The organism is uncultured Winogradskyella sp. (assembly GCF_947496485.1).
In the GTDB taxonomy this organism is placed as follows: domain Bacteria; phylum Bacteroidota; class Bacteroidia; order Flavobacteriales; family Flavobacteriaceae; genus Winogradskyella.
The window spans coordinates 611,659-624,277 of sequence record NZ_CANMCZ010000001.1; the positions used below are offsets into that span (position 1 = coordinate 611,659).

Sequence of the window (12,619 nt, forward strand, 5' to 3'; positions counted from 1 at the left end):
ATAAAATTGAAAACCGGATTAATATCGATTTAAATGCAAATTAACGAAAAAACGAACTAAATGAATCTGTCTTTTTATTCTTGATGGTTGACTTAGTAATCTATACGTCCACTCCATATTATTCTTAACCCACCATTCTGGAGCACGTTTTACATTTCCTGTATAAACATCAAAACTGCCTCCTAAGCCCTGATATACGGCTTTGTGCTCCTTTTGAATACGTTCCATCAATAATTCTTGTTTTGGTGAGCCCATAGCAACAAAAATAACATCTGGGCTATGCTTTTTTATATCTTCGATTAAAACAAGTTCTTCTTCCTCAGTTTTAATATATCCGTTTCTAAAATTAACAATATTAATACCATTAAACTCAGACCTTAATTTTTTAACTGTGGCATCAATTATCTCTTGTTTTCCCCCTACTAAATAAAAGGATTTTGTTTTATAATAATTCTCAACAACATCTAACCAAAGCTCACAACCTGGAATTTTAACCACCTTAACAGCACCTTTTTTCTGTAAGGCCCAAACTGCACCAATCCCATCTGGATACCCTAGGTTTCTATTAATTAACGCTCTACTTTCATCTGTTGCGTGCAAAATCTTTTCAGCATTAACCGCTACCATTATTTTATGGTTATCAAAAGCATATTGCATCAATTCTTTTCGAGATGTAGGAGCAAATGTCATTACTCCGTTTAAGGATTTAGCTTCCATTTTATTTCGAATTTGTTTCTAGCAAATAATGGGCCATGGCATTAAACATAAAGGCATTACTCCATCGCATATATGAGATTTTAGAACTCATTCCCTTTCTATATTGATAGTAAAAATAGCCTTTCTTATGTTGCATATTATTTATAGTCCATTGTAAAACCTTTGAAAGTAAAGCCTCGTTAGCTTGAAATGCCTTCATTTTTGATAAGGTAACAATAACTTGCGCCGGACAGTGAATATCAATAGGAAAAGTTTTATCGTGATAATATTTAGGCATACCATCAGCTTCAAAGAAATTTTCTAAATAGTATTTTAACCCTTTATCTAAATATATTTGAAAACTTTGATCTCCAGTATTTTGTTGATAGGTTTCAATAGCATCTAAATTAAACCCTGTGTGAAAACTGTCGATCCAAGATTGTACCGTCAGCAAACCGTAGATCCATGAACCGTCTTCATTTTGTAAATCGCAAGCTGCACTTACTGCCTTTTTTGCTAATTCTAAATGCTCTTGACTCTTAGTGTACTTATATGAATAGCTTAAAATCTTCGCACCTAACAAAGATGCATTAATAACTGTATTATTTCCATCTTCTACGCTATAAGAAAAAATAATTCCTCTTTGATGTTTTGTTCTTGACAGATCATTTACAACAAAATCTGCAGCAGTTAAGGTTTCTTTTAAAACCCTTTCATCTTTAGTTATTTCATAGCTTTCTAGTAGAGCTTCCACACAAAAGCAAGTTGCAACAACTGTTGGAGTATGTTTCTTAAAAAGAAATAGTCGTCTTGCTTGCCAATCAAAATTATAACCCCAAGCTGAGCCCGAATACCCTTTAGATCTTAATGTTAACAATAAATCAGAAAGTTCATTGATACGTTGCAATATCTCTTCTTTAGTACCGAATTCATCATTTCCATTTTTGGCTAATTGATACAAACGACAATAGCCTAAAAGGAATAATGAAACACCTTTTGTGTTGTGTTCTTTAGGGACTAAAAGTATCTTACGAAAGTTAATTGGACTTCGTTTAAATCCTTGAATCCAAGCTAGTCTCGCTAAATCCCAATGCTTTAATGGCAAAGCCTGAAAAACCTTAGAGTTCATCCCATCATAAGGATCCCAACCTTTAAAGTTTTCAGCTTCACAATAGCTTTTAAGCCTTTTAAAATTGGATGCAATATTAGATTTCAACTTGCTCACCTCCGCGTTTTACAGATTCTAAAACTTTAAATGATGCTTTTGTAACGGCAACAATATCGTCAAAAGGAATTGGTGCTTTGCCATCGGTTAACAACCCACTTACAAAAGCTTCAACCATTTCTTTCTGACCTTTATTTTGATTAAAAATCTTATCCTTTTTAGGTTTTCCTTTTCCGTAAATTTTCAATTCTTTAAAATCATTCAAGGTTGCTGAAAGTCCGGCAGAAAACACCTCCACATATTCTTTAGTCATGGATTTAGAACCGTTAGCATAATAGGCTACTACACCGGAAGACCCATTTTCAAATTGAATTAATATGTTTAATGTGTCATTTAAATTATTAGCGTCTGGAAGTGCCGATGCCGACACTTTAACTGGAAGACTTCCGTTGAGATAAGTCAAGTAATCAATGAAATGACAGACTTCACCTAATACACGGCCACCACCAATTTCTAAATCCTGTATCCAATTATCACCAGGAATTGAACCTGCATTAATTCTATAAAGCATGGTCATAGGGTTATTACCTAAGGCTTTCTTCAATTTTTTAGTTAGCGGAGAAAAGCGTCTGTTAAAACCTACCATCACGGCTTTATTTGCTCTAGATTGTGCTTCAATGATTTCGTTCAATTCAGATTCTAATAGACATAAAGGTTTTTCAACAAAAACATTTTTGTTGGCTTTTAAGCTTTTTAAAACATATGATCCATGTGAATCGTGACGGGTTGCCACAAAAACCGTATTGGTTTTCTCATCTAAGACATCGCCTTCGTTTGTAGCACAAAATTGAAACTTAAATTTCTCGGCTACTCGTTTAGAGGTCGTTCCAGTATTTGTTAACACACCTACTCTGCCTACATCATTCGAATCAGGTATATTTGGTAATAAATTTCCTTGAGCATAACTACCAGCTCCAATGAATGAAATATTGATTTTCCCTAATTGCTCAGTTTCAGAAGTAATGATTTTAGATTTATTAGCCGTTTTTTCTGTATTGTATTTTAAAGCAATACCTGTAAATGGTTCAGCTTTGGACACCACTAAATCAAATGCTTCTTTTGCATTATCAAACTCAAATTCGTGAGTAGTTAAATAACCAATATCTATTTTCTTAGTTGCAATTAAATTCTGAAAGGCTTCCATGTTGCGTTTTTCTGTCCAACGCACATAAGGTAATGGATAATCGATACCCTTTTCCTCATAATTTAGATCATAACGTCCCGGACCGTACGAACACGCCATTTTCAATTCTAGTTCTTTTCGGTACCAATAAGGATCGCGCTCAAAACCTGTAGGTACAGCACCTAAAACAACAACTTTTCCTTTTTTACGGGCTATTGCTCCTGCAAAATTTATAGGATCTAAGCTATTTGTTGCTGCCGCTATAATTACGGCATCAGTACCATAACCATTCGTTAAACTTAAAATCTGTTCTTCTACTCCTGCCGCGTTTCTGGTTAAACCTAAATCAACCACTTTATGGTCAACAGCTTGCTTTACTGCGGCTTCAGATACATCTACACCTATGACAGTGACTCCAGAAGCTTTTAAAATTAAAGCTGCCAATTGTCCTAATAATCCCAGACCAATAATAACACAAGATTCACCCAATCGTAAATCTGCTTGACGTACACCTTGCATAGAGATTGCTCCTAAAGTGTTGTACGCTGCATCCTTTAAATTAGTGTCTTTATCTAACTTAACACAAAGATTTATTGGCACTGAAACAATTTCTGCATGATTTGCATAACCTGCACCTGCACAGGCAACTTTATCACCCACTTCAAACTCGGTAACCCCTTCTCCAACTTCTATGACTTCTCCTGCACAGCTGTATCCTAATGGTGAGTAGGCATCTAGTTTTTTCATTACAGCTCTGTAGGTTTGAACTGGACCTTGTTTTTTAAAGGTGTCTATAACTTGCTTTACTTGTTGTGGCCGCTCCTTTGCTTTACCAATTAAGCTTTTACGTGCTGCTACGACTGTAGACCCCTCTGTACCTGCACTAATAATGGAATAATGGTTTTTAACGATTACCATTCCTTTGCCTAATTGAGGATATGGCACATCCTGAATTATCATATCGCCAGATCCTAGCTTTTGTGTAAGTTGTTGCATTATGCTATAATATCTTTAATTTTTTTATGTAAAATATTTCTTGAAAAATTATCTCTTATTAACACTACTTCATTCTTTTTTGATTGAATTTCCTTTGTGTTTAAACTTTGCAAAAGTACATCCAAATCTTCTGAATTAAAATTACATTGCCAACCAATATTATTTTCTACTACAAAATTAGAGCTATCATTATCTCCTAACACAATAATAGGTAACATTGCAGCCATATAATCAAATATTTTATTTGGTAAAGATGATGTAATCATTGGTAAAATTCCAATGTCTTTATCTTCCAAATGTTCAACCATTGCATTTCTCTCAATTTTACCTAAAATCTCGATATTTTGAATATTATGAGTATTTATATAATTAATAACTTCCTTGTATCGTTCACCTGTTCCATCCTCTCCAAGAATTGTTAAATGCAGTTTGTCATTCTTCCTAAGAACTTTTAGTATTGGCATAATATCTATCTGGTGTTGCAATTGTGCAACGCATACCAATTTTAAAATAGCACTTTCGTGATGCTCTTTTGATTTAACATCGATCCATCTTTCGTTCTCCCATCCAAGTGGCACAAGACTAGAAGGAGTATTTTTCGCATATCTTCTTAGCCATAATTTGAATGAAGGAGCTACGTGCAATGATCCTGAATAATATTTTAAAGATGGCTTTAAATAGATATTACAATAAATTTCGAAAATCTTTTTCTTTCTTTTATTTTCAATATCTAAAGCATCTGGCCATATATCTTGAATATCTAAATAAATTTTTACACCTCTTATTCGTTTCAGCATAGCCATAAAAAAAATAAGTTCTACTGGTCGAGATGGTAACAGTATTCTATCTTGCTTCGAAACTTTAAAAAGTAAAATGAAGAATAACCGTAAAGAAAATAAAAAATTAGATATCACACGTCTTGGTGAAACATTAGAGTAATAACCTAATACACCTAATACGTTTAAGTCGTACCCTAAATTGAAAGTTGCTGCTTTAATTTCCTGCTTTGAAAAAAAACGTTTTTCAGCATGATAAAAATTTGAAGTGTAGTAAGTTATTTCTTCTCCTTGTTCAATAAAAAATTGTGCCATATTAGGAAATCTATTACCACGTTTTGTGAGAATAGATTCTGTTGGACCTATTAAATAAAGTTTATCTTTTTTCAATTAAAGAGATGTATTTAGATTCAAATAGTTTTGTTATTTGATGAATATCAAATGTATTAGAATATAGTTCAGCATTTTTAATTTTATTTTTATTAAAATTCTCATTGTTTGCACAATATTGTAGTGCTTTTAATAAATCATTCGAATCCTTAACATTTACAAATAATCCATTTTCTTTTGGAACAATTAAATCTGAAAGCGCTCCGACTCTTGTTGTAATACAAAATAAACCTGAGGCTAAGGCTTCAAGTAAGCTATTCGGACAACCTTCAGTATAAGAAGGTAATACATAAACATCATTATTCGCATATAATTGATATTTGTTGCTTCCTGTAACTCTTCCTAAAAAGGATACTTTATCCATCGGGACATTACTTCGTTGTAGTTTTTCTATTAATGTGTTTGTATAACCTGTTTTATTTTCGTGACCAACAATTGTAAAATTATAACTATCTAGTTGATTGTCTTGATGAAGCAAAATAATAGCATTTATTAATTCTTCAATGCCTTTTAAATCTTGAATCCTTCCTAGAAACAAGACCCTTACATTTTTTAAATTTGAAGAAGTTTTAGGTTCAACTATTTCAGTTTTATCAATGGCAGTTGTTGTTACTAAAATATCGGTTGTGTGTTTAGGTTTAAGTTGTTGTAAATTATTTCTAAAAGAGGAAGCTAAAACAACCTGGCGGGTATTTTTTTGAAACACAAAATTGAAGAGTTTTCTTAGAACATTACTTTCTACTAACTTATTGAAAGTAGGTAGTTTCCAACCTCTATAGAAAACTACTACTTTTTTGCCTAAAAGTTTTGCTATTACAACCAACAGTCCATCTCTTATTAAAGGTACTGGAATAAGCGAAGGGCTTACTTGCACAATCTTTATTTTGCGATCAAAAATCAATTTAAAAACATAAATAAAAACATCAAATAAATAGTAAAACGGATATAATAATCGTTTAAGTACAGGGTAATAAAACAAATAGGCTCTAGAGCCTATTGATCCATGTTTTAGCAGCATAACATCCGATTCAAAATGCTTAAAAAATAAATTATAATAATTAACTACACCACCTTCGTGATTAAGTGGGTTGGTTAATATAAGTACTTTGTTTAAGGGCATCTCTTCTTAATTGTAAATATGGCAATAATGCAAAGAAATAAATTGCATCAGTTGTTCTAAACATACCTGAATAAAAGTTAACTAAAACTAGTATAGCGAATAAGGACAAAATAATAGCGGAATTCTTCTTATCATATTTTCTATATGAAAAATAGAATTTTATGACTTTGATATATAAGATTAATATTAAAATTATTCCCAAGATTCCATGATTATATAGAAATCCAAATATATCACTATGTGCATGGGTTCTGCGTCCTACGTTTCGGTGTGAATCCTCTTGATTTCCAAATCCAAAAAAATGATTATCTGAATTATACCAAGATTCATATAATCTTGTGTACATACCTACACGCCCGGATCCAGCTTTTTCATTATCCGGATCAAATTGCTCTTCACTAAATCGATCTTCTATCGTGTCTTTTTGGCTTTCAAAAACATATAAGCCAGTAAATCCTAAAGTTAAAAAAATTAAGATTCCTGTAGTTAATTTTTTGAAGCTAAAATCATTCTTTAGATTCCCTAGATAATACACAAAATTACCTAAAGCAAAAGCAATCATCGCTCCTCTTTTAAGTGTAATAAGTATGGCTAAGGCTGAAATTGCAACGAAAAATTTATTTTTACTATAGCCTTCCGTACTCAACAAAATTAAAGGATACATAAATAAAACTAAATAGGATGCAACATTATAATCCGTTTTTATATAACCTGATATATAAAACATAATTGTAAACACAAAAGCAACAACTACTACTTTCTTTACAACTTCAATAAAATCGGAAAGTGTAAAAACATTCTTAAATCCATAAACAAATAAAACATTGATACCTAAAATCCAAAATAGCATTTTAGAATAAATCCAAAACCCTTCGAAAAAATCTCTATCCGTAAACAAGTATAAAAATAAAACTATCCCAAAAACTAAAAAGTATCTGAAAAACTTGAATTTTTTTATAATATTATAGTGTAAAACATTCTCCTTAACTATTAGAACTAACATTACTAATCTTAGTGCCCTCGAAATATTTAAGACTATGGCACTATCAAGTAGTTCTGAACTTAAATCAGTGACAAGCAATAAAGGAAAACCCCATTTAATAAGAAATATTAATAGCTTCAATTGGCAAGCGTTTTTATCATTTCTAAAACTCTTAAGTTGCATAAGTTATTCCTACAAAACTCACCTTTTTCAAAATCCCAAGTTTTAGTTATTTCGTTATATCTCAATCGCCCAGATTCACCATCGATTTGTAATAACTCTCTATCATCTTTCTGTCCGAAATAAGGTTGAATTTCATTTATAAGATATTCACCTTCTTGAGTTACAAAAATATCTACATCTACATATTTAAAATCGTAAGTATCTGTAACATGCCTCGTCATATCTAAGCAGGTCTCTGGTGGCATACCATAACCAAAATTTTGTGAGCCACTATGAAATTCGCCATTTTTTATTTTTTCGAAACCAAAGTAATAATCTCCAATTCTTATGATACGCCATTCTTTTACATTGTTCAAATAATCTTGAAGAATTACGGAACCATGCTCTTTATCTAACTTATGTTTCCGATAGCTTCTAATACCAGAATTAAAGGCTTTTTTAGCGACACTTTTTAACTGTGACGGGGAATTTAAGATTTTAACTCCAGACGCACCAGAACCACTACTAGCTTTATACACTATTGGATAAGAACACTTTGAAGCGAATTCTGTTAGTTCTTTGATATCATAAAAAATATATGAATTAGGATGCGGAAGTTCATTAACCTTTAACCAATCTAAAGTTCTCAACTTACTTTCCCAAATCCATAATTCGTCATAATTTGGATAAATGGGAACATTAAAATTATCCTTTAATAACTTTAATCGGTTATCAAACATATCTTTCCAAGGTGTATATTGGACGGATGGTCTTGCAATTAAAAAATCAATTGGTTTAGATTTTAATTGATTAAACCAATCTTTGGAAAAGAAATCAATAACGGTATAAGAAATTTTTAATTCATTACAAGCCTTAATATAGTTACTATGTAAATACCACTTTTCTTTTAAAATCCCAACTGTATATTTAGATTCTACAAATGCTTTTTGTTCTTGTTTTGTTATCTCAAGGACAGACTCTATAGCCTTTTTACCTCTATAATTAAACACGTTAAAATGATAGTAAATAAATTTCTTGAGTCCCAAAATGAATTTGTCTTTCATACTATTTATTTTTTAAAATAGTTTCAACAATTTCGCGATGGGTCTCACACGTCACTATATTTTTAAGCACTAATTTCCTATCATTTTTATATATGGATTTCAACCAAGAACTTTTCTCGTTCAACTTACGCATTAGACGTCCATTTCCATTTAGAATACTAAAATAAGTGTTCTCTAAGGACTTTGATAATTTAATCCATTCTTCTTGAATATATCTAGGGTTTTTAATCATCTTTTGAGATTCCTTGTTGATGTAATCTAAAAACGGCTGAGACTCCTCTTTACTCATTTTTCTTATTCCAATTTCATCCTTATAAAAACTTTTATGGATGTAAGGAATAAATTTAAAGGCAGTAGAATTATCATCATGTAAAAGAACTTCGATTAAAAAACCTTTATATAGCCAGTCCTTTTTTAAAGGGTAGGGATCGAATACAAAATTTCCTTGTCCGTAAAAGATACTTCCATTATTATATTTTTCGTAAACACCCGCTGAATGAGAGTGTTGACAAACCACCATATTGACGCCTTGATCTATATAAAAACGACATAATTTTTGTTGCTTTGGTGAAGGTAAATGATAATTCTCTTTACCTCCATGATAAAGTAAAATTATAAAATCATTGGTTTCTTTAAGTGTTTTTATTTTGGTCACAAAATCTATTACATCAACTGGATTTGCACCTGACTTACCGTGTTCGGCTATTGAAAACTCATGCTCAGTGTAACTTAAAATTGATATTCGTTTACCTTTAATTGTAGTGGAAAAGGGCTCTGAAGCAGCCTCTAAAGATTCACCTGCACCAGAATAGCTGAATTCCAAGCTTTTTAGTGCTTCTAAAGTGTTTTTTAATCCTTTTTGACCATGATCTAAAATATGGTTATTTGCTAAATTTAAAAATGAAATTCCACTTCGTTTAATCGCATTTAACATTTTAGGAGAATTTCCAAATACGGCTCCACTTTTTTTAATAGGAGTCGATTCAGAAATTAAAGGTGTTTCTAGATTTGCAATAGCTAAATCTGCAGCTTTAATTTCTGGTAACATATCATCAAATAAGAGTGACGCATCTCCTTCTAAAAAAGCATTTTCGTCTCTTTTAGTTGCACAAATATCTCCTCCAATTATGATTTTAACCATTATACGTACCGTCTACAAATGTTTGTACCCAAGTTTCAAAAGCAAAAAACATCCATAAATTTTTTATATCACTTTTAGAAAAACCGTTATTCTTTTTATTCCAGATTTTAGAGACTTCATCATAATTGAAAATACCCCTACTTTTTAATCCTGGCAATAATTGATCTTCAATGAGTTCATGCATTCCTGTTTTCAAAAATAAGTCTTTAACAGGCAATGGAAATCCACTCTTCTTTCTGTAAACAAAATCTTTGCTAAATCGTTTTACAGCAAGCTCTTTTAATATGTATTTCGTGTAATTATTAGACTTATTAATATGCCTTAAATCATTACAATTTTTGACTAATAATTCACTAGGCAAAGTCATTACTAATTCTACCATGTTTTTATCTAAAAACGGGACTCTATTTTCTACAGAATGAGCCATGGTCATTTTATCTTGCCGGTTTAATAAATCGACCATATAGGTCTTTAAATCGTAAACAGATGCTCTTTTAATTAAATCGCCTTCGTTTGGAAATAGCTCTTTTCTTTGTGCCAAAACACTTTCAAGCGTATTATTTAAACTAAACTTACTAAAGTCTTTTATACTCATAGCAGAACTACTCATAATAAAAAAATCTTCTGGAGTTTGTTCTAGGTTGTATTTGCCTTGGATTTTAGTACCAATAATAGGGACTTTAGCATAGCCCTTGAGATTCATATTAAATCTACAAGACAAGTCGTGATATCTTGAATACCCTCCAAATAATTCATCTGCGCCTTCACCACTCAATAGAACGGTTACGTTTTCTTTAGCGCGTTCTGCCAGACGTTTAATTCCTAAAGTATTAGGAATACTTATAGGTTGGTCTAAATGCCAAGTTGCTTTAAAAAAGTTTTCATAAGCATATTGATTTGAATATTGATATCTGTGAGAATCTGAGTTGGTATGATTAGTAACATAGTTTATAAACTCTTCTTCTGAATATTTTTCGTCCGAAAAGACAATGGAAAACGTATCCATATTGGCATTAAAAAATTCGCGAGCATAAGTGGTTACTATAGAAGAATCAATGCCTCCAGATAATTGACAGCCTACTAGCACATCACTCATTAGCTGAGATTTAATGCTGTCTTTAAAGGTGGCATCGAGTAACTCAATAGCATCTTTTTCATTGATATTTTTATCCTGACCCAGTTTATAAGACCAGTATTCTTTAACTTCAATATGGTCTTTGGAAATTTCATAATAGTGACCTGGTGGCACTTGTTTTACATCTTTATAAAGCGTTCTATCATGTGCACAATATCGAAATAGCAGATATTCATCAATATGATCGGTATTAAGTTCTGCTTTAAATTCTGGATGTTTTGTAAACGATTTTATTTCTGAAGAAAACATCAACACACTTGGAGTATTATAAATATACATCGGTTTAATACCTAGCTGATCTCTAACAATAAAACTTTTTCGTAGTTTTAAATCTACAATAATAAAAGCAAACATGCCGTTGAGAAGCTCTAAGGTTTTCTTTATCCCGTATTCAATATAAAGGTAAAGGATGACTTCAGAATCTGTTCTACTTTGAATAGGATGCCCTTTGTTTATTAATTCATCTCTAAAAGACAATGCATTATAAGTTTCTCCATTATAAGCTAAAATATAATTTCCACAAGCTGATAGCATTGGTTGGTGTCCTCTTTTAGATAGGTCTAAAATAGATAATCTATTAAAACCAATTCCGGCATGAAGGTGACTAAACTCAGTTGTTTCATTATCTATAACATTAACTTTAGGGTCTTTGAACAACGAAAAACCAACCATCCCTTGGTCATCAGGTCCTCTATGTACCTGAATATCCGTCATCTGTTTTAAAACATGACTTTTAAGCGGTTGTTGATTTAAATTAATAAAGCCTGTAAAGCCACACATAAATTATATGATTTTATGAAATTTGTAAAACGCTTTTATACGCTCGTCTGTCAATAAAGGCTCATGGCCTTGCAATACATCTGGATCTGGATGATGATTACCTTCAATAGCTACCAATCCTTTATTACTTAAAACAAAATCCCAGCCAACACATTTTAACATAGGCAGTCTATTGGCAGTTTGAATGATTTCTTCCTTTATAGATTGCCAATTTGGAATCGCTACTCCTTCAATTTTGATATTAGTATCTGGATGATGTGTATAGCGATTGTGTTCTTTTGTTTTAGGATGTCTTGTACAATCACTTAATATCCCAGTTTCTATATTAATTGCTGCACTTAAGCCACCTTTAGTAAAATTATCTTGTGGTGCTGATGCAGCTACTCCAATTCGCTGTACTGCTCTAGCTATAAATGCTCTATTTGTTATAGGATCTATTAATGTAATGATGCGCATGGTATTTACAGAAGCGGCATTTAAGGATTTAGAAAAATCACTTGGTTCAATAAATTCAGTAAAAATATAGTTGTTTAATGATGTAAAAAACTCTAACAGTTCCTTAGAATTATAGGATTTTGTATTATTTAAAAGAAATTCGTCATTGTTCTTATTTTCAATAATATGTACTCCTTTTCCACCTCCTCCTGATACTGTTTTGACTACAAAAATGTCAAATTGTATTATGAGCTCGTTTAGCGTTCTATTATCATTTGAGAAAAACTCACCACTTACAAAAATACCAAAGGTTTTTGGCACCTTAATATGTTTACCAACGCACTCTGAAAAGATTAATTTATTGGTTAACAATTCGTTAAAAGGTTCATTTATCCACCTCGCCATTGCTGCATGGTAATCACTTAAATAGTCCTTATAGTTATTCTTATCTAATTGATATAATGTGTATTTTTCAGCCAAAAATCCTTTTCTCCATAGGTCTATTTTCTTAGAAATTCCTAAAGGGAATTTATCCTTTAGGTCTTTCTTTACAATATTAATTTTGGTTCTATATTTATAGTAAGTAAACTTCAT

The 12,619-nt window shown here is 31.6% G+C and carries 10 protein-coding genes; all 10 read right to left on the reverse strand.

The genetic code is table 11. The features are described 5' to 3' along the window. Window positions 1–18: 18 nt before the first annotated feature. From Q0822_RS02570 to Q0822_RS02615, 10 genes are read right to left on the reverse strand one after another with little or no spacing between them, the layout of a single operon-like run. Window positions 19–717 (reverse strand): WecB/TagA/CpsF family glycosyltransferase, encoded by a 699-nt coding sequence (locus Q0822_RS02570; protein ID WP_299119766.1) that lies wholly within the window; start codon window positions 715–717, stop codon window positions 19–21. Between the two features lies 1 nt (window position 718). Beyond that, the gene (locus Q0822_RS02575) at window positions 719–1,921 is read right to left on the reverse strand and encodes a delta-aminolevulinic acid dehydratase (protein WP_299119769.1); all 1,203 of its coding nucleotides are present in this window, start codon (window positions 1,919–1,921) and stop codon (window positions 719–721) included. Next, a complete protein-coding gene (locus tag Q0822_RS02580; RefSeq protein ID WP_299119771.1) occupies window positions 1,902–4,040 on the reverse strand; it encodes a bi-domain-containing oxidoreductase in 2,139 nt (712 codons plus the stop codon). Before Q0822_RS02580 ends, Q0822_RS02575 begins: the two co-directional genes overlap by 20 nt. Beyond that, the gene (locus tag Q0822_RS02585) at window positions 4,040–5,206 is read right to left on the reverse strand and encodes a glycosyltransferase (RefSeq protein ID WP_299119773.1); all 1,167 of its coding nucleotides are present in this window, start codon (window positions 5,204–5,206) and stop codon (window positions 4,040–4,042) included. Before Q0822_RS02585 ends, Q0822_RS02580 begins: the two co-directional genes overlap by 1 nt. After that, a complete protein-coding gene (locus Q0822_RS02590) occupies window positions 5,193–6,326 on the reverse strand; it encodes a glycosyltransferase family 4 protein (RefSeq protein ID WP_299119776.1) in 1,134 nt (377 codons plus the stop codon). The genes Q0822_RS02585 and Q0822_RS02590 overlap by 14 nt, the downstream gene beginning before the upstream one ends. Beyond that, entirely contained in the window at window positions 6,286–7,449 is a 1,164-nt protein-coding gene (locus tag Q0822_RS02595) for an O-antigen ligase family protein (RefSeq protein ID WP_299119779.1), read from the reverse strand. The genes Q0822_RS02590 and Q0822_RS02595 overlap by 41 nt, the downstream gene beginning before the upstream one ends. Beyond that, a complete protein-coding gene (locus tag Q0822_RS02600; protein ID WP_299119781.1) occupies window positions 7,446–8,534 on the reverse strand; it encodes a hypothetical protein in 1,089 nt (362 codons plus the stop codon). Before Q0822_RS02600 ends, Q0822_RS02595 begins: the two co-directional genes overlap by 4 nt. 1 nt (window position 8,535) lies before the next feature. Continuing rightward, window positions 8,536–9,675 (reverse strand): CapA family protein, encoded by a 1,140-nt coding sequence (locus Q0822_RS02605; RefSeq protein WP_299119783.1) that lies wholly within the window; start codon window positions 9,673–9,675, stop codon window positions 8,536–8,538. Beyond that, window positions 9,668–11,590 carry an asparagine synthase (glutamine-hydrolyzing) gene (gene asnB, locus Q0822_RS02610; protein ID WP_299119784.1) on the reverse strand — a complete coding sequence of 641 codons (1,923 nt, stop codon included), beginning with the start codon at window positions 11,588–11,590 and terminating at the stop codon, window positions 9,668–9,670. The genes Q0822_RS02605 and asnB overlap by 8 nt, the downstream gene beginning before the upstream one ends. Window positions 11,591–11,593: 3 nt before the next feature. Continuing rightward, a complete protein-coding gene (locus Q0822_RS02615; protein ID WP_299119785.1) occupies window positions 11,594–12,619 on the reverse strand; it encodes a sugar-transfer associated ATP-grasp domain-containing protein in 1,026 nt (341 codons plus the stop codon).

Coding starts and splice junctions, on each gene's coding strand:
- Q0822_RS02570 (WP_299119766.1), bottom strand. CDS start 717: ATGGAAGCTAAATCCTTAAACGGAGTAATGACATTTGCTCCTACATCT.
- Q0822_RS02580 (WP_299119771.1), bottom strand. CDS start 4,040: ATGCAACAACTTACACAAAAGCTAGGATCTGGCGATATGATAATTCAG.
- Q0822_RS02590 (WP_299119776.1), bottom strand. CDS start 6,326: ATGCCCTTAAACAAAGTACTTATATTAACCAACCCACTTAATCACGAA.
- Q0822_RS02600 (WP_299119781.1), bottom strand. CDS start 8,534: ATGAAAGACAAATTCATTTTGGGACTCAAGAAATTTATTTACTATCAT.
- Q0822_RS02605 (WP_299119783.1), bottom strand. CDS start 9,675: ATGGTTAAAATCATAATTGGAGGAGATATTTGTGCAACTAAAAGAGAC.
- asnB (WP_299119784.1), bottom strand. CDS start 11,590: ATGTGTGGCTTTACAGGCTTTATTAATTTAAATCAACAACCGCTTAAA.
- Q0822_RS02615 (WP_299119785.1), bottom strand. CDS start 12,619: ATGAAGTTTACTTACTATAAATATAGAACCAAAATTAATATTGTAAAG.